This is a genomic window from Microbulbifer agarilyticus, from assembly GCF_020171345.1.
Classification (GTDB): Bacteria; Pseudomonadota; Gammaproteobacteria; order Pseudomonadales; family Cellvibrionaceae; genus Microbulbifer; species Microbulbifer agarilyticus_D.
Genome location: NZ_JAIUZM010000001.1, coordinates 17,335 through 35,559 on the forward strand (window position 1 = coordinate 17,335; position 18,225 = coordinate 35,559).

General features: G+C 58.6%; 14 protein-coding genes. 5 read left to right on the top strand and 9 right to left on the bottom strand.

The window, feature by feature from the left end:
• Window positions 1-8: 8 nt before the first annotated feature.
• The 5 genes from sppA (at window position 9) to LCM31_RS00140 (ending at window position 7,147) form a co-directional block, all read left to right on the top strand.
• Entirely contained in the window at window positions 9-1,877 is a 1,869-nt protein-coding gene (gene sppA / locus LCM31_RS00120) for a signal peptide peptidase SppA (RefSeq protein WP_224866514.1), read from the top strand.
• Between the two features lie 255 nt (window positions 1,878-2,132).
• The gene (locus tag LCM31_RS00125) at window positions 2,133-2,870 is read left to right on the top strand and encodes a glycine zipper 2TM domain-containing protein (protein ID WP_224866516.1); all 738 of its coding nucleotides are present in this window, start codon (window positions 2,133-2,135) and stop codon (window positions 2,868-2,870) included.
• Between the two features lie 392 nt (window positions 2,871-3,262).
• Window positions 3,263-4,114, top strand: coding sequence for an HAD-IIB family hydrolase (locus LCM31_RS00130; protein WP_224866518.1), 852 nt, complete (start codon window positions 3,263-3,265; stop codon window positions 4,112-4,114).
• Window positions 4,115-4,126: 12 nt separating this feature from the next.
• Window positions 4,127-5,350 (top strand): glycosyltransferase family protein, encoded by a 1,224-nt coding sequence (locus tag LCM31_RS00135; protein WP_224866520.1) that lies wholly within the window; start codon window positions 4,127-4,129, stop codon window positions 5,348-5,350.
• Window positions 5,351-5,446: 96 nt separating this feature from the next.
• Window positions 5,447-7,147, top strand: coding sequence for a sugar phosphorylase (locus LCM31_RS00140; protein WP_224868632.1), 1,701 nt, complete (start codon window positions 5,447-5,449; stop codon window positions 7,145-7,147).
• A gap of 14 nt (window positions 7,148-7,161) precedes the next feature.
• Here the strand turns inward: LCM31_RS00140 and LCM31_RS00145 are convergent, their stop codons facing one another.
• The 9 genes from LCM31_RS00145 to folC all read right to left on the bottom strand — a co-directional run bounded on the left by LCM31_RS00145 (window position 7,162) and on the right by folC (window position 18,155).
• The gene (locus tag LCM31_RS00145; RefSeq protein ID WP_224866522.1) at window positions 7,162-8,412 is read right to left on the bottom strand and encodes an MFS transporter; all 1,251 of its coding nucleotides are present in this window, start codon (window positions 8,410-8,412) and stop codon (window positions 7,162-7,164) included.
• Window positions 8,413-8,520: 108 nt separating this feature from the next.
• Window positions 8,521-10,584 (bottom strand): transglutaminase TgpA family protein, encoded by a 2,064-nt coding sequence (locus tag LCM31_RS00150; protein WP_224866524.1) that lies wholly within the window; start codon window positions 10,582-10,584, stop codon window positions 8,521-8,523.
• A complete protein-coding gene (locus LCM31_RS00155; protein ID WP_224866526.1) occupies window positions 10,581-11,591 on the bottom strand; it encodes a DUF58 domain-containing protein in 1,011 nt (336 codons plus the stop codon). Before LCM31_RS00155 ends, LCM31_RS00150 begins: the two co-directional genes overlap by 4 nt.
• Before the next feature lie 20 nt (window positions 11,592-11,611).
• Window positions 11,612-12,523 carry an AAA family ATPase gene (locus tag LCM31_RS00160; protein ID WP_222250949.1) on the bottom strand — a complete coding sequence of 304 codons (912 nt, stop codon included), beginning with the start codon at window positions 12,521-12,523 and terminating at the stop codon, window positions 11,612-11,614.
• Window positions 12,524-12,634: 111 nt separating this feature from the next.
• The gene (locus tag LCM31_RS00165; RefSeq protein ID WP_224866527.1) at window positions 12,635-13,819 is read right to left on the bottom strand and encodes an O-succinylhomoserine sulfhydrylase; all 1,185 of its coding nucleotides are present in this window, start codon (window positions 13,817-13,819) and stop codon (window positions 12,635-12,637) included.
• Window positions 13,820-13,969: 150 nt separating this feature from the next.
• On the bottom strand, window positions 13,970-15,448 hold the full coding sequence (gene purF, locus LCM31_RS00170; RefSeq protein WP_224866529.1) for an amidophosphoribosyltransferase: 1,479 nt from the start codon (window positions 15,446-15,448) through the stop codon (window positions 13,970-13,972).
• Window positions 15,449-15,516: 68 nt separating this feature from the next.
• Window positions 15,517-16,014 carry a CvpA family protein gene (locus LCM31_RS00175; protein ID WP_077405036.1) on the bottom strand — a complete coding sequence of 166 codons (498 nt, stop codon included), beginning with the start codon at window positions 16,012-16,014 and terminating at the stop codon, window positions 15,517-15,519.
• 130 nt (window positions 16,015-16,144) lie between these two features.
• The gene (locus tag LCM31_RS00180; protein WP_224866531.1) at window positions 16,145-16,864 is read right to left on the bottom strand and encodes an SPOR domain-containing protein; all 720 of its coding nucleotides are present in this window, start codon (window positions 16,862-16,864) and stop codon (window positions 16,145-16,147) included.
• A 28-nt stretch (window positions 16,865-16,892) separates the two neighbouring features.
• The gene (folC, locus tag LCM31_RS00185; protein ID WP_224866533.1) at window positions 16,893-18,155 is read right to left on the bottom strand and encodes a bifunctional tetrahydrofolate synthase/dihydrofolate synthase; all 1,263 of its coding nucleotides are present in this window, start codon (window positions 18,153-18,155) and stop codon (window positions 16,893-16,895) included.
• Between the last annotated feature and the right edge of the window lie 70 nt (window positions 18,156-18,225).

The following is an 18,225-nucleotide window of genomic DNA, read 5'->3' on the forward strand; positions in this document are numbered from 1 at the left end:
TTTCAGGTTTGACCGAATCAACACGTAGCCGCGGGGTTATCCGCCGCTTCTTTGGCGCCATCGGCGGAGCCATCACCTGGCTGCGCCGGGTGGTTACCAACCTAATCTTCCTGCTGCTACTTCTGTTTATCGGCGTCGCAATATTTGGCGGTGAAGAGCGCATTACCGTGCCCCAGGGGGGCGCGTTAAAGGTGGCGCCCAGTGGCTTCCTGGTGGATGAACTCAGCCAGCCAGGCGTGCTACCCGGCTTTTTTGGCGGCCCCTCCGCGCCGCAAGAGACGCGGGTAAAAGACCTGGTCGACGCCATTGATCACGCGGCCGGCGACAGCCGAATTTCTGCGTTGGTTCTGGAACTCGACAGCCTCGCCGGCGCCAGCTTGAGCAAGCTCGAAGAAGTGGGTGAAGCGGTGCAACGCTTCAAGGCGAGCGACAAGCCGGTTTATGCCATCGGTGACAACTTCACCCAGGGCCAGTACTTCCTCGCCAGTCATGCGGACAAGGTGTACATGAACCCGATGGGCTCGCTGCTCATCACCGGTTTCGGCAGCTACCGCAGCTACGTGAAAAGCGCGCTCGACAAGCTAAAAATCAACTTCCACGTATTCCGCGTGGGCGATTACAAAGACGCCATTGAGCCCTATATCCGCGATGATATGTCGCCTGCCTCCCGCGAGAACAAAGCGCGCTGGCTCAACCGTTTGTGGAACGAATACACCGAACAGGTGACCGGTTTGCGCAACCTGCCGCCCAGCGCCGTCGATAACTATATTGCCGAATTACCGCAAAACCTGCGTGCTGAAGGCGGTAGCTGGGCCAAGGCAGCATTGGCGAATCAATTCGTCGACAAGCTCCTAACCCGTCGCGCGGCCGTCGCCGAGCTGCAGGAGGTCGTTGGCGAGGCCAAAGAAGATACATCCCAATACCGCGGCATTCATGCGCAGGATTACCTGCGCCACATGAAAATGACCAACCTGCCGGATCCGCGCCAGCCAAAAGATAAAGTCGCTCTGATCAGCGCCGCCGGCGCAATCGTCGATGGCGATGCACCGGCCGGACAGATCGGCAGTGCCAGCCTCGGCAAACTGATTGCCAAGGCCCGCGACAAAAACGTCAAGGCACTGGTGCTGCGTATCGACAGCCCGGGCGGATCGGCATTCGCGTCCGAAGCGATACGCCAGGAACTGCTCGCCACCCGCGAAGCGGGCATTCCGGTGGTGATTTCCATGGGCAGCGTTGCGGCCTCCGGCGGTTACTGGATTGCGGCCGGTGGCGATCGTATCTGGGCATCACCGTCGACCATCACCGGTTCCATCGGTGTGTTTGGCGCCTTCCCAACCTTCGAAGACTCGCTGGAACACCTGGGCATCTACAACGACGGCGTCGGCACGACCGCGCTGGCGGGCACCATGCGCCTCGACCGGCCGCTGCCTGAGGCCGCCGCCGATATCCTGCAGCAGGGCGTCGAGCATACCTATGCGCAATTCCTGCAGCTCGTGGCCGAAGCCCGCAACAGTACTCCCGAGGAAATTCACAAGATCGCCCAAGGACAGGTGTGGACGGGTCGTGCGGCTCTGGAGCTTGGCCTGGTGGATGACCTTGGCAATCTCAAGGATGCCATTGCGGACGCCGCACAATTGGCCGAGATTGATAAGTACGATGTGATGGAGATCCAGCGCGAGTTGAGCCCGAGTGAAAAGCTGATGCGTGCGCTGGCGGAAAACGTCGATGCCCAGGTGTCAGCCAGCATCGAACGCAACCTGCCGCTGGGCGCGTGGTTCAGCAGCCTGCAGCCCGCATTGCAACCGTTCGCTGAACTGAAGTCATTCAAAGACCCGCGCGCGCTGTACCTCCGCTGCATGGGTTGCATCGCCCCTTAGCGGGCTTTAAAACGTCCTCGACCAAGGCCATGATGGCGTTCATCGCCACCATGGCCCCTCGCCCCTCCTTCCCAGAGTTTCCCTCTCATCCTCGCAGGCCAAACAGCTTCTTCCAACGGAGACCTCCGCTTCAAGGCTCGCCGGGCAATTTTCCAGAACGTCGGCCATGTCACTGCCTGCCGACCTGCTCATTGGTAGTATTCGCGCCATACTCAGAAAAATATTTGGCAAATTTCGAAACGCGGATATCAAGTCATGAAACTACTCTCCTCCGTTCTCGTCGCACTGCTTTGTGGCAGCCTTTCGGTGGCATTGCACGCCGAGCCTCCCGAAGGTAAGGGCTGGAAGAAACACCACAAGCACAAAAAGCACAGTTACAAGGAAGAATACTGGGAAGGCAACTGCAAGGTTGAGCGGAAGTGGAGCCGTAACGGCGACTATAAGGAAGAGCGCACCTGCAAAACTCCCCGCCGCTATGCCCACCATCACGGTCATCACGATACCGCCCGGGTGGTGATTCTGCCCCCATGGTTCGACCAGCGCGCGCCTGAGCCCGAATACCGCCCGGAATGGCGCCCAACCACCCGCACCTCCGTGTCGCGCTGTAACAGCGATCAAGTGGGCAGTGTTCTGGGTGGACTGATTGGCGGCGTCATTGGCCACCAAATCGGCGATGGCCGTGGCAACACAGCGGCCACCATTGGCGGAGCCATTGCCGGCGTATTGATCGGCGGCGAAGTGGGCCGACGTATGGATCAGCGCAACCAGGCGTGTGTGGCGCAGGCACTGGAGTTTGCTCCCGAAGGCGAGCGTATCACCTGGCAAAACACCCAGGGCAATGAGAACTACGCGGTAATCCCCGGTAGCGTCGAAATGCGTGGCGATCAGTATTGTCGTTCCTACACCGCCGAGTTCTTTACCAACGACGCATCCGACAGCACACGCGGCACCGCCTGCCGTCAGCCGGACGGTACCTGGGTCCGCTCTATTTGATTCAGGCGCGGTCTTCTGACTTCGCGGCTCGACAAGGGCATCCCCTCACCGGGAATGCCCTTTCTTTTTTGCGCTCAAGGGCCTCTCAGCCCGCCCAGCCACCGAATTTCCGTTAGCTGGTCTCCCATCTCCCACATATTTCCGCCGCAACAGGCGCCGCACCCAATTAGTGCACCCCATGCTCTCGCTTCGACTCGATTACCCAAGATGAGGCATGCGGTTCGATAGCCTGGAATCAACAAGAGAATTACTACGCCAATTGTCGTGTGCAAAGCACCGCTGTGGCTCACTTTCCGTAGACTGGCACTATTTTTGGATTAGTAGATCTGAGCGCGCTCCTTTTAGGTGACGCTCTCAAGATCTGCATCAGGAAGACCCGCATCTGGAACGGAATGAATAAAAATACCCGCCTGTCGCACCAATGGATGATCGTCAGTGATCTGGACGGCACTCTGCTCGATCACTTTACCTACTCGCACCAACCGGCCGATGCGACCCTGGTGGATCTGGAAACGGCCGAAATCCCGGTGATTCTGAACAGCAGTAAAACCCGCGACGAGATGTTGACGCTGCGGGACGCACTGCAAAACCGCCATCCGTTTATCGTGGAAAACGGTTCCGCGATTTTTATACCCTCGGGTTATTTCCCGCAAAAGCCAGAACACGCACAAGAAGAATCCGGTTACTGGGTTCTGGAGCCCGGAGCACGTCGCCAGTCCATCCTCGACTTCCTGGCACAGGACAGGAAACGCCACGGCGCACCTTATTTGAATTTTGCCGCCGCCAGTATCGACGAAATCGTTGCGGCAACCGGGTTGAGCCGCACGCAGGCCGAGCAGGCAAATTCCCGACATTATTCCGAACCGCTGCTCTGGCAGGGTACGGAGCAGGAAAAAATGGCGTTTGCTCGCCGCGCCGAGGCCGCCGGCTTCGCCACACTACAGGGCGGACGCTTTCTGCATGTGCTCGGCCAGACCGACAAGGGGCATGCAACGCAGTTGCTGCAACAAATCTACCAGCAACACAGCAACCGCCCCTGTAAACTGGTCGGCAGTGGCGACGGACCCAACGACCTGGATATGCTGAACGTTGCCGACATCGCCATCATCGTACGCTCGCCAACTCATGCCCCCCCCACACTCGACCACCATCCTTTTCTGGCCGTCACACAGAATACTGGCCCGCAAGGCTGGGCAGATGCCATCCAGAAGCTGCTCGCAACCGAATTTAAAACTGCACAATAATAGGAAATAACTGTGACCGATTTTTTCCAAAATGGCGATATCACAACCCTGCACAATCTTTCCAATCGCAGCCTGGAGGACATGGAGGCAGACCTTATTCGCTTTGCCAAGCACCGCCCCATGTCGCTGCTACTGCCGTCGCTCTATTCCGAACTGGAAGGTGAAGCACTCCCTAAAATTCTAAAAATTCTGGCAGACGTCCCCTACCTGTCCGAAATTGTGATTGGACTGGACCGCGCCGATGAATCCCAGTACCGCGACGCACTGAAGCAGTTCAGCATACTGCCACAACACGTGCGGGTACTGTGGAACGATGGCCCGCGTCTGCGGCAGCTGGATGCGCAGTTACAGCGCGACGGCCTCGCCCCGCAAGATGCCGGCAAGGGACGCAATGTGTGGTACTGTCTGGGATATATTCTCGCTTCCGGCCGCGGTGAAGCGGTGGCCCTGCACGATTGCGACATCGTCACCTATGACCGCGAGATGCTGGCACGACTGTTCTACCCGGTGGCCAATCCGCAGTTCAACTACGAATTCTGCAAAGGCTATTATTCCCGTGTTGCCAACGGAAAAATAAACGGCCGCGTATGCCGCCTGCTGGTGACACCGTTGATTCGTACTCTGAAGAAAATCTACGGTCACACCAAGTATCTGGAGTACATGGATAGCTTCCGTTACTCCCTCGCCGGCGAGTTCTCCTTCCGCCGCGACGTGATCAATGACCTGCGTATTCCCAGTGACTGGGGACTGGAAATCGGCGTACTGTCGGAAATGTATCGCAACTACTCCACCAACCGCCTGTGTCAGGTAGACATTGCACACGCTTACGATCACAAGCATCAAGATGTGTCGTTCGACGATGAGCACGGCGGACTTTCCAAGATGTCCATCGATATCGCGAAATCCTTCTTCCGCAAACTGGCCACCCAGGGTACGGTGTTTTCTTCGGAAACCTTCCGCAGCATCAAAGCCACCTACTTCCGCATCGCCCTGGACTTCGTGGAAACCTATCGCAACGACGCCATAATTAATGGCCTGAATTTTGATATACACAAGGAAGAACAGACCGTTGAGCTATTCGCGAGCAACCTGGTAAAAGCGGGACAGGCGTTTCTGGAAAACCCGATGGAAACACCGTTCATTCCCAGCTGGAACCGCATCACCAGCGCGGAACCTGGATTCCTCGACCAGCTCAAGCAGGCGGTGGAAGCCGACTACGAAGAGTACAACGTTTGACCATCGCTCTATTTTCAGACTTGTAGATATCCGGGGGAGACCGTGAATCAATCGACTGCACACCTGCCAATCAAAGAAGTATTGCACCAGAAGGTGATGGATCACCTCACGTTTATCTACCCGGAACTCGACGTTGAACCCATTGCGCAAAACCTGATTCGGACGATGCGTCTGGATGAGGACTGCCAAAGTCCGCTTGCGCATAAAAACCTGTGGGATCAGACCGATATTGCGGTAATCACCTACGGCAACAGCTTTCTGAGCGACAACCAGCCACCGCTGAAGACGCTGCACCACTTTTTACAAGCGCATTTTCCAATGCTGATCAATACGGTGCACATACTGCCATTCTTCCCCTATTCCAGTGACGACGGCTTTGCGGTATCCGCCTACAAACAGGTGGATCCGCCACTGGGTGACTGGAGCGATATCCTGCGTATCAGCGCCGATTTTCACCTGATGGCCGACCTCGTAATCAACCACTGTTCCGCCCAGCACGAGTGGTTTACCAACTACCAGAAAGGGAAAAGTCCGGGCCGTGATTTTTTTGTCGAGGTAGACCCGAAAGAAGACCTCAGCAAAGTGGTGCGTCCCCGGGTTACACCGCTGCTTCGCGCAACCAGCACACCAAGGGGCACGCAACATGTCTGGTGTACATTCGGCCACGACCAGATCGACCTGAATTTCGCCAACCCCAAGGTACTAACGAAGATTGTCGATATTATCCGACTGTATCTGGACATGGGTGTGCGCATCTTCCGTTTGGATGCGGTCGCCTTTATCTGGAAAATTCTCGGCACCAACTGTTTAAACCTGGAAGAGACCCACGAGATCGTTCGCTTACTGCGCACACTGATTGAGCACGCCGACCCCAACGCGGTCATCATTACCGAAACCAACATTCCCAATCGGGAAAACCTGTCCTACTTCGGCAATGCCAATGAGGCGCACTGTATCTACAATTTTTCTCTGCCGCCGTTACTGGTGAATTCACTGGTCACCGGGAACTGTCGCTATCTGAAAAACTGGCTGATGAGTATGCCGCCCGCGCAGAATGGCACCACGTATTTCAACTTTATTGCATCCCATGACGGGATTGGTCTGCGGCCGGTAGAGGGATTGCTGGACGATAGCGAGCAAGAAGCGCTGATTCAGACGATGGAAAATTTCGGCGGGCAGATTTCCTGGCGCGCGCTGGATGACGGCAGTAACAAGCCTTACGAAATCAATATCTCACTGTTTGACGCCTTGAAAGGCACTACCGCTGGAGAAGATGGCTGGCAGCTAGAGCGCTTTGTGTGTGCCCATGCCATTATGCTGGCATTGGAGGGAATACCGGCGTTTTACCTGCACAGCCTGGTGGGCACCACGAACGACTACGAGCGGATGAAAGAGCACGGTCACAACCGCGCCATCAACCGCCGCCAGTGGCAGGAGCAGGAACTCAACGAGCGCCTGGCAGACCCAGAGAGCCACCATCACAAGGTATTCCACAAACTGCGCCGGTTAATCAAACTGCGCCGCGAACAGCCAGCCTTTCACCCCAATGCGACGCAGTTCACCTTGCATCTGGGCGACCATGTGTTTGCGTTCTGGCGTCAGAGCCTGGACCGCAGGCAGAGTATTTTCTGCCTGAATAACATCTCCGATCAGCCACAAACGGTGTCGCTGAACGCGATCAACCTGATTGGCACGGACACGTGGAAAGATCTGGTGAGCGATGCCACCTTCGATGACATGCTTGCGAGTATTACCCTCGATCCTTATCAGACGCTCTGGATCAGCAACCGCTGGTAGTCAGGTTTACCCCGTCAATCATCAGCGCCCTGCGGCTGCCGGATATCCAGCTGACGCAGGGCGCCACTGATCCACACCAGCACAAACGCCAGCAGGCTGAAGATGCCGGCCCACAATAGCGTAGTGAGTGGCGCGGTAAATTCACTGATCACACCGGCGAGCAGTGCCCCGATCGCCGCAGAGCCGAACAGGGAAAACTGGTAGATCGAAATAATTCGGCTGCGCACCTGCTCCGGTGCCAATACCTGGACAATGGACTTACCCAGCGCTGCCGACGCCGCGGCCACTGCGCCCCAGCAGGCACACAGCAGCGCAAGACCAAACGCGGTAGGCCCAAAACTGATCGCAATCAACAGCGCGGCGCTGTAGAGCAGGCACATCAGGACGCCACGGCCGGGATGGTCTCCCTGTCCTCGCCGCAGCATGACTACGGTTGCGGTCACCGTGCCCACGACAAATGCGATTTGCAGCCAGGCGTAGTAGCTGGCGCCCCGCTCGTAACTTTCCGCCAGCAACGGCAATACCACCAGGAACACACCGATATGTACCAAGCCGTTAAAGCCGACCAGCAGTACCAGCTCGAAAATTGCGCGGCTCTTGCGCACCTCGGCAAAGCCTTCCAGCAAGGCGCGCGGTAATTTTTTGGCAGGCTTTTCTAATGGGGCTCCGCCGCGACGCAGGGAAATAAAAAAGCCTGCGGCAAACAGTAATACCACCACCTGAATCAGCAGCAGGGTTTCCGCCCCCCAGCTGTCAAACCGGCTGGCCAGCAGCATACCTACCGCCTGCCCACCGTACTGCGCCAGCATCATCCAAGTCACCAGATGCTGTACCTGATCCTCCTGCAGCTTACCCCCTACTGGCGGTTGTTGGGCCCCACGTTGCACCAGCGTTTCCCGGGCAGGCTGCAGAAACGCCGTACACACCCCCAGGCTCACGCCGTACATCAATAACAGCGCCAGACTGGGAATAGAGTGCATCAGGTAATAGGCGAGCACTGCGTGACATAGAGCCAAGCCCAAGCAGGAGAGTGCGGCGACCCGCGCCGCGTCGATACGGTCCGCCAGCGCACCGCCGAATAGCAAAAATATCAGGTTGGGAAGTAATACCGAGGCCTGCACCCAGCTCAGCTGCAGAGCGGGCAACTCGACCAGCGATACCGCGATCCATGGCAGCAAAACCACCTGCAGACCGGTGGCAAGCGAGGTGCCACTGAAGCCAAGCAGAAAAGTTCGCAGTCGAGCCGCCAGTGCGGGAAAAGTCATTTCAGGATCCGGAAAACAGTCACTCGCTACCCGCGTTTTTCCGCTGCAACGATTCAGCAACAGACACAGAAGCCCGGGATACAAAAAGGGCCGCGATTACAGAACGGTCTATTGTCCCACAGATTGATGCGGTGCGGGGGCAGTGCCCAACTTGGCCAGCTGTCGAAGCGGCCAGAACCCTCGCACCAAACGGCGCAGTTGCTTTAACGCATCTTTGCTGTCGGTATAGGCCGCCCTTTCATAGGCAACGGTAATACGTGCGGCCATGGGACCAAGCGCCGGTAACTCCCGCTCAATACGTCGGGCAAAATCGCCCGGTGCCTCACCGGAGCGACGCGGCAAGCCGGCACGGGCCATGCGCTGGCAGAATCGCAGATAGGCGCGGCTGGCCGGGGGCAGCGCTGGGCCGCGCGCGGACAGGTTGAGCCAGACCAGCAGTCCCAGCAATCCTACAGCAATCGGTACACCGAGAAACATCGCCATACGCAGTGGCGAGATCTCGCCAAGCCAACGTTTCAACAAGCCCTGCTGACGGTCCGCGTCAAAGCTCACTACCGTTTGATACCAGCGGTAATTAATCGTGTCCCATTGCAGCCGCAACCGGTTTATAAAACCAATCTTATGCAGGGGCAGAAATGCATCCTGCATAAACTCTTCTGCTACGGCACTTTGCAGGCCGTCGCGAATACGCTCCGGCGCCACTGCCGCGGTGGGGTCGACCCGCACCCAGCCGCGCTCTGGCAACCAGATCTCTGCCCAGGCATGGGCGTCGTACTGGCGCACCAGCAGATACTCTTCCTGCTCCACCCACTTGCCACCCTGATACCCGGCGACGACGCGCGCCGGTACCCCCGCGGCGCGCATGGTAAACACGTAGCTGTTGGCGAAATGCTCGCAGAACCCCTGCTGCGTATCGAACATGAATTCATCCACCGTATCCGCACCCAGGGCCGGCGGTTTCAGTGTGTAGGTGAAGCTGCGGTTGTATCGCGCTAACAGGGACTGCGAGATGGCCAGTGAATCCATTCCCTCCCGCCGTCGGGCCTCTGCCCAGGCGCGGGCCTGCGGATTCCCGGATTCGGGCAACTGTAAATGACGACGCTCTTCCGCAGGGCTCAGCCGCGCTCCGGCAGTGGCACTCTCCCGCGGCCAGGAGCGGACGTCGTACGCAAGCCGGCTGCCTACGGGCATGTGATAAACCAACGTATCGTCGCCGGTCGAGCGCACCCCGCGTGTATCGGAGTCGGAGATCGCCAACGCGAATAACCAGGGGTTATGGCTGGCCTCCTGAATCACCTGATAACGATAGCGTGGGCCCACCGCGGGCAACCTGCCGTCGTCTTCCTGACTGCTCTGCGTACTGTGAAACCGTCGGCCAAACCAGCGGTTACCGGTAACCCCGGGCTCACTCCAGCGCCGGCCATCAAAGTGGGTATACACTAACCCCCGCCAGTAGCGCTGCTCTGGCGGGGGCACAGAACCGTCGAAGGAAATACGCAAGGCTGGCTTGTCGGATTTTGACAACCGACTGAAGTCCCCGGGGCTCATGGAGTCGCTGATCCCCGTGGAAGCGGCGGAGGTATTATTCGGTACCGCCCACAAGGGCCCCAGGCGCGGCATCACCACAAACAGAATCAACATCACCGGCACGGCTTGCGCAAGGATCTTCATCGACAATCCGAGCGCCCGCCCAACCCGCGCACTGCCACTGCCCTGCTGGGCCACCAGTGCGGCGGTAATCACCACCAGGCACAACACCCCATACAACGCGTACGGAATGGTCTGCTCAAACACAAACAGGGTGGCGGCAAGGAAGTAGGCCAACATCAAACTGAGCACCGCATCCCGGCGGCTCAACAACTCGATGTTCTTCAGGGTAAAGGAAACCGCCAGCAAAGCGACCATCGGCTCAAGCGCAAACCAGCGCCGGTAAGTCAGCGCTAACCCGGCTACGGCCAGGGTGACCGCCAGCAGCTTGATCGCGCGCCCGGGCACTGCACGGCGCCCGCGAAACACTTCTATCCGCCATAAAACGGCCAGAAACCAGGCAAAAATAAGCCAGCTCGGCAGGTGCGCAAAGTGCGGCAGCAGGACGACGAACTGGGCGGCAAATACCCACAGCAGGCTCTCGCGCGGCAGCAAGGTACGGAACTGGCCGGCAACCTCGCTCACGATGACACCCCCTGTAGCGGGAACAATGCCAACAAGGTCAGCGCCTTTTGTCGGTGTGCAGCGCCGATCGCAGGCGCCAAGGTCTGCCCCGGAATGCGCAGGCCGTAAGCCACTTGCGCGCGCTCCGCCTCCAGCACCCAGGCACACAGATTGCTGAGGCGGGCCTCCAACTCGCGTCCGGCCAGTAAATCCCAATCCAGCCACAAGCGGGCATCACTACCGGAGGCATACTCTTTACTGTACAGGTCACGCCCGCCGGCAAATTGCTTCCACGCCACGTGGCGCAATGAGTCACCGGCCTGATAACTTTTCAGCCCAGCGAAATCGTCCCCGCCTGCGGAGTGGGTTTGCTCCTGATCGCCTTCACCAACGCTCGCCCCCCAGGGCAGCGGGCCGGCAGACTTGGGTTGCGGATACACCAGAAACTCGACATCCAGGTCCACCCAACTCCAGCACTTGAACAACCCGGCAGGAAAGCGGCTTTCCACGCGTATCCGCGGCGCGCGCACTTTTCCTCGCCGTATCAGAGGAAGCTCGAGGGTCACTTCCGTTGGCTCACTATCGGTAATATCTACCAGCGCCCCTTCTTCCGGTGGCCAGCACAGCCGCACCCGCTCATGAGAGCGCTTGCCGGTTTTCTTCAGTACGATTTTGGCGCGGCCGAAATCACCAGCGAACGCGGGCTCCACTTCCTGCAGGCGCAGTTTGAGCGCCGACAGGTTGGCAAAGGTGTGCACCGGCAAAATCACAAACACCCCTACCAGCATGAATACCAGTGCGAGTACCAGATTGTTCTCGTAATTGGTGCCCAGCAGCCAAAGCAGAACGATCAGCAGCAGGAACCCCATGCCGGCGGCAGTGGGCAGTACAAACAGTTTGCGGTGATTGAGGGTAACCGTCGACGCAGGTGGCAAGCGACGATTCAACCAGCGCAACCACCGCTGCTGCAGCAGCCCGCCGGCTTCACTGTTATCGCTTACCGCTTTGAAGGAAATTTTTTCGAGCACTGGCCGGCCCCTTACTCGCCTCAGGCAGCGATGATGTCCACTTGGTGCATCATGCGCTCGACCAGTTGCGCGCCATCGCCACCATCCGTTTGCAGGCGGTGACCTGCGACGGCGGGAAGAACCGCCTGTAAATCTTCCGGCAGGATATGACCGCGGTTGTGGATCAGCGCCCAGGCGCGGGCCGCATGCAGCAGTGCCAGGGCACCGCGGGGAGACAGGCCTACACCACACTCGGCACTCTGGCGCGTGTGCTGCACCAGGCGCTCCAGATAATCGAGCAGCGAGTCGGAGGCTTTCACCTGGTGCACCAGCCCCTGTAGCTTGCGCAGCCCTTCGCTGTTGATACGCGGCGTGATCTGCGCCAGCTGCGCACGTGGGTCGACGCCATTGAACAGGGCGCGCTCGGCCTCGCGGGTGGGGTACCCCAGGCTGATACGCATCAGAAAGCGGTCCAACTGGGATTCCGGCAGTACAAAGGTGCCGGACTGTTGCAGCGGATTCTGGGTGGCGATAACAAAGAAGGGTTCCGGTAGCGGTCGGGTCTCGCCATCCACGCTGACCTGACGCTCCTCCATGGCCTCAAGTAACGCACTTTGGGTCTTGGGAGAGCTGCGGTTGATCTCATCCGCGAGCAGCAGCTGACTGAACACCGGCCCCTCATGGAAGCGGAATTGCCCGGTCTCACGCTCGAAAATGCTGATACCGATAATATCCGCCGGCAGCATGTCGCTGGTGAATTGGACCCGCTTGTAAGAGAGCCCAAGCACCCGCCCCAGGGCGTGCGCCAGGGTGGTCTTGCCCATACCGGGTAAATCTTCGATCAACAGGTGACCGCGCGCCAACAGGCAAGCCAGCGCCAGCTTTACCTGATGCTCCTTACCCAGAAGAACCTTACCGATATCCTCGACGATGGCGGAGATGATTTTTTGCACGGCAAATCCATTACTGCTCGGTTTATCTCTTAGCCATTAATGATAGGCCCCGCACCCGGCGGGGCCCTTCACAATGTCTCATTTCACGCCATTGTGGCTCTTTTAAGCCCGCTAGACCAGTGCCGACAAACCCCGCGCCAGATCGACTTTAAGGTCCTCAACATTTTCCAGGCCCACAGAGACCCGGATCAGGTTTTCGCTAATACCAGCCTTTTCCTTGTCCTCGTCACTCAGGCGCCCATGCGTGGTGGTGGCCGGGTGCACGATGGTGCTTTTGGCATCACCGAGATTGGCGGTCACCGAGAAAATCTTACAGGCGTCGATCACCCTCCAGGCAGCCTCCCGGCCCCCGGGCACGGTAAAGCTGAACACCGCACCAAAGCCGGACTGCTGTGCCGCGGCCAGCTGATGATTCGGATGGCTCGGCAGGCCCACATAATTGACCTTTTCCACTTGCGCGTGCTCATTCAGCCACCAGGCGATATCCAGCGCACTGGTGCAATGCGCGCGCATCCGCAGGCTGAGGGTCTCCAGCCCTTTCAGGAATACCCATGCGTTGAACGGGCTCAGGCTGGGACCGCAGGTGCGCAGGAAGATCACCACTTCATCCATCAGTTCCTGCTTGCCCACAACCACGCCACCCAGACAGCGGCCCTGCCCGTCCAGGAACTTGGTGGCGGAATGCACCACAATGTCCGCCCCCAGATCCAGCGGGCGCTGCAGCGCCGGGGTGCAGAAGCAGTTATCCACCACCAGCTGCGCGCCAGCACTGTGGGCCAGGTCAGCCATAGCCCGGATATCCGCAACCTCACACAGAGGGTTTGACGGCGTCTCCATAAACAGCAACTTGGTGTCGCCATCCAAGGCATCTTGCCAGGCCTGGAAGTCGGTCAGTTCCACAAAGCTGACCTTGACCCCAAACTTCACCATGTAACGGGTAAACAGCGCAGTCGTTGTACCGAACACACTGCGCGAGCAGATCACTTTGTCGCCACTTTTCAGGGTGGCCATGCACAGGCTCAGGATCGCGGCCATACCGCTGGAGGTGGCAACAGCCGCCTCCCCGCCTTCCAGCGCGGCAATGCGCTCTTCGAACATGCGCACGGTGGGGTTGGTGTAGCGCGAGTAGACATTGCCGGGGGAATCCCCGGAAAAACGCGCGGCGGCTTCTGCCGCGGAGGGAAAGACGTAACTGGAAGTGGTGTAGATAGGCTCGGCGTGCTCGCCTTCCGCCGACCGGCTCTGGCCCGCTCTTACTGCCAGTGTTTCCAGTGCATAGCCGTCATCTTCAAACATGGGGTATCCGTCCCGGATTTAGAAATCATCGGAACCGGTAATCTTACCCCAAGAGACGAGCGTGCGTGGAGCACTGCCTTCGCCTTGTGTAAAAACAAAAAGGCCCACCAATTGGTGGGCCCTCTCTATGCGAAAAATAGCGTGGGCAGCTTATAACGCGCTTTCATTACCTTTGGCGGTATCGTTGCGCGCGGCGTGCAGGCTGTCCAGGTATTCCTCAGTTACATCACCGGTGATGTACTTGCCATCAAACACCGCGCAATCAAACTCTTTGATTTCGCTGTTGCCATCGGCAGAGGAAACGATCAGTTCATCCAGGTCCTGATAAATCAGCCAGTCTGCACCGATCTCTTCGCACACGTCTTCCGTGGTACGGTTGTGCGCGACCAGTTCGGTGGCAGACGGCATATCAATACCGTACACATTCGGGTACTTAACCGCTGGCGCTGCGGATGCAAAGTACACTTTTGCCGCACCGGCCTCGCGGGCCATCTGGATAATCTGCTTACACGTCGTCCCGCGCACAATGGAGTCATCCACCAGCAACACATTCTTGCCACGGAATTCCAGTTCAATTGGATTCAGCTTCTGACGTACGGACTTCTTACGCTGCTTCTGCCCCGGCATAATAAAGGTTCGGCCGATATAGCGGTTCTTCACCATACCTTCACGGAACTTCACGCCCAGACGGTGCGCCACCATCTGGCCTGCGGAACGGGAGGAGTCCGGAATCGGAATAACCACATCAATGTCGTGGTCCGGGCGCTCGCGCAGGATTTTTTCGGCCAGGTGCTCGCCCTGACGCAGACGCGCCTTGTGCACGGAAACACCATCCATGATGGAGTCCGGGCGGGCAAAATAAACGTGTTCGAAAATGCACGGACGCAGCTGCGGGTTCTCCGCACACTGCTCGGAGTGCACAGTGCCGTCCAGCTCGATGTAAATGCATTCACCCGGCGCCACATCGCGCACCAGGGAGTAGCCGAGCACATCCAGCGCGACCGACTCGGAGGCCACCATATATTCGGTGCCCTGCTCGGTCTCGCGCTTGCCGTATACCAGCGGGCGGATGCCGTTGGGGTCGCGGAAAGCGACCACACCGTAGCCCACGATCATTGCCACACAGGCGTAACCACCGCTCACACGCTTATGTACGGCGCGCATTGCGGTAAAAATATCTTCCGCTTTTGGCTGAAGCTTGTGCTGTTTGTGCAGTTCGTGGGCGAACACGTTGAGCAGGACTTCAGAGTCTGAGTCGGTATTAATATGGCGCAGGTCCTGCTGGAAGATCTGCTCCTTCACCTCTTTCACATTGGTGAGGTTGCCATTGTGCGCCATGGCAATACCGTAAGGGGAATTCACGTAGAACGGCTGAGCCAGTGCAGGACCAGAGCTTCCCGCGGTGGGATAGCGCACATGGCCGATACCGAAGTTACCGGTAAGACGCTGCATGTGACGCGCGCGAAACACGTCGCGCACCAGGCCATTCGCCTTTTGCTGGTTCAGGCGGTCGCCATCACAGGTGACGATGCCGGCGGCGTCTTGGCCCCGGTGCTGCAACAGGGTAAGGGCGTCATACAACTGCAGATTGACGTCACTCTTACCGACGATTCCAACGATGCCACACATACTTCAGATAACCCCAGTCATTTTGAAATGGTCTCGGTGATCCAGCGCCGCCTCCTGCAGCCCATCGATCAGTCAAATTGCGCTGCGAAGAAGTCCTTGATCGCGCCGGCCGCTTCGCGTGCGCGATCTTCAAATTCAAGAAAATTCGGTATTAACGCCGACTGCTGCCACCAGCTGTCCTGATCCACCGGCGCCAGTGCCGGAGCAAAGATCAACAGCGCCATCACCACGATACAACCGCGGAACAAGCCAAATACCATCCCCAGCACCCGGTCGGTCCCCGAAAGCCCAGTGGCTTCCACAAACGCAGACAAAAACATATTCAGGCCCGCGCCTGCCAATAGGGTGACAATAAAGAGTATGGAAAAGGCCGCGATGACCTGCAGTGAAGGCGTATCGACGAGGTTGGAAAGCAACGGGGCCAGCTGGTCACGAAACATCATGGCCACGACAAAGGCCGCCACCCATGTAAGTAGCGACAGGACTTCACGCACAAAGCCTCGGCTTAAGCCGATAAGCGTCGAGATGGCAATGATTGCCAGAATGGTCCAGTCAGCCCAGTTCATTCAACCCTACCTGCTACGCGGCGGCTGCCGCGAAGAGCGCGCATTCTAACTTACCGACCCGGGCCAAGGAAGCCATTCACTGAACCACTTCACAAACGGAGATCTTAAGGTCCCGCCACAGGCCCCGGCATCAGGCGCGATAGCGCAGGATGAGCGTCTGGGTTTTCAGCAGTTTGTCCAGCTTCTGCTTGTCTGACTGCGCATCCACCCGACTTAGCTTGGGTCCCACAAACACGCGCACCAGGCGCCCCTTGGGGGTATCTACCGCACGGGTGTAGGCTCTGAAGCCGGCATCCATCAGCTGGTTGCGCACCCGGTCAGCGCTCGCCACTTCCTTATAGGCACCAACCTGCACCACCCAGCCTTCGGGCAACCCGTGGTCATCCAGCTGGGTTTCTTCTGCTGGCATCTGCAACTGAGGTTCAGATGCGAGCTCAGGCTTGGTTTCCGGCTTGGCCGGCTCGGCTTTCGCCACCGCGGCGGCGGGTTTCTCAGATTTCGAGCTCGCGGCGTCATCAGGGGAAGAGGACACCGACTCCGGGGCAGGCCCGGACTGTTCCACATACTCCGGCTGGAAGATTTCGTTTACCGGCGGCGCCGGCTCGACGTTTTTCACCGGCTGCGGCTCGGCAATGATGATGGGGGTAATGTCTGGTGGCGCCGGGATCTGACTGGTGACATCAATGTAGCGCGCCCCTTCCCGATCAAACAGACTGGGCAGGAAGATAACCGCCAACGCCGCCAGTACCAGTGCGCCGACAATGCGCTGTTTTACCCCGTCGTTCAGACGACGTGGCACACCTTCCGCGCGTTGAGTAAAAGAATCGGATTCGCTGTCCCGGCCGGCCATTTCGTTGCTCTCTTGTCGCTGCTCTGGGCTATTTTGCGCACTCGAGCGGCTGAATTGCTGACAAAACCTCTGCAACGGTAAAGAAAGAACCGAATACAAGCAACCTGTCTTCGTCGCTCAAGGCAGCAACGGCCAGCTCAAGCTGCTCGGCTACAGGCGCACACATCTCCTCTACCTGCCCCGCTGCAACACCCGCAACGGCGAGCCCCGCGCGGACCTGCTCGGCATCTGCGGCCCGGGGATTATCCGGCAAAACGGCCGGATACCAGTGGTCCACCAGCCCTTTTAACGGAACAACAAGCCCATCCAGATCCTTATCCGCCATCACCGCCACCAGTGCGACGGTACGACCAGCAACCGGGTGACGAGCCAACCAGCGAGCCAAGTATTCCGCCGCCGCAGGGTTGTGCCCCACATCCAGCAACACCTCGCGCTCCTTATAGCGGACCGACTGGCAGCGCCCGGGCATTTGCAGTGCGGCGAGAACATCGCACACCTGTTCTGCGCCCGGCAACTCGCCGGCCAGCGCCAGAGCGGTGATCGCGGCAGCCACACTGGGGGGGGGCAAGCGCAGCTCTGGCAACCCAATGCGCAGTTCCGGATCCGCGTTTAGCAGATACTCACCTTCGATCAGAGAAAACTGACGGTCGATAAAATAGCCGTCACACCCCAACTCCCGGGATGCATCCACTACCGACGCCGGTGGCTGCGGATCTGCACACACAAACGTCTTACCCGCGCGCAAGATCCCCGCCTTCTCGCGACCAATCACCTCGCGGTCATTGCCGAGCCAGGCTTCGTGATCCACCGCCACACTGGTGATGATGGATATATCGGGATCCACCAGATTCACCGCGTCCAGTCGGCCGCCGAGCCCGACTTCCAGCAGTGCGAACTCCACATCTGCGCGCTTGAACAACCACAGGCCAGCCAGAGTGGTGAATTCAAAGTAGGTCAGGCTGATATCGCCGCGCGCCGCGTCTACCGCCTCGAAGGCTTCGATGAGTTGCGCATCGCTGACCTCTTCACCATTCACCCGAATGCGCTCATTGAAACGCAACAGATGTGGTGAGCTGTAGGCGCCTACCGAGTGATCCCCAGCGCACAACAGCGCTTCCATGGTGCGCACGCAACTGCCCTTGCCATTGGTACCTCCCACGGTGATTACGCGCCGCGCCGGCGCCTGCACGTCGAGCGCGCGGGCCACAGCGGAAACCCGCTCAAGACCAAGTTCGATTTCTGTGGGGTGTAGCTGTTCCAGGCGCGCAAGCCAGGATTGAAGGTCACTCATGAATGCACCAAACGTTCGTCAGAACGCGAATTCTATTCAGGAAAGCCGGGAGAGAACAGGCAATAACAAG